This window comes from Lentilactobacillus hilgardii DSM 20176 = ATCC 8290 (genome assembly GCF_000159315.1).
GTDB classification, from domain to species: domain Bacteria; phylum Bacillota; class Bacilli; order Lactobacillales; family Lactobacillaceae; genus Lentilactobacillus; species Lentilactobacillus hilgardii.
This window is the reverse complement of sequence record NZ_GG670054.1, coordinates 1-241: the sequence shown is the minus strand read 5'-3', so window position 1 is coordinate 241 and position 241 is coordinate 1. Positions and strand designations below refer to the sequence as shown.

The window sequence follows — 241 nt, the reverse complement described above, 5'->3', positions numbered from 1 at the left end:
TCCTCGGCGTCCCGGCAAACGTCGAAGCGCAGGCAGCCCGCCTCCTTGGCCAGCGAGCGGCGCGCGTTTTCCAGCAGCAACGGCATGAAGCGTTCGAGATGTCCGTCGCCTATTCCGAGATCGACGACGACGACATGGCCGCCGCTCACGGTGCGCCGCCGGTAATGGTCTTGAGATAGCCGAAGAAGGCCTTCTTGCGCGGGCTGTTGATGGTCCAGTCCACCGGCAGGGACTGAAAGCC

The 241-nt window shown here is 64.7% G+C and carries 1 protein-coding gene; it reads right to left on the bottom strand.

What is annotated here, in order from left to right; genetic code table 11:
- Positions 1 to 149, bottom strand: a 149-nt coding sequence (locus HMPREF0519_RS14745) for a putative quinol monooxygenase (protein WP_369077486.1), incomplete at its 3' end; no start/stop codon positions are given.
- Between the last annotated feature and the right edge of the window lie 92 nt (positions 150 to 241).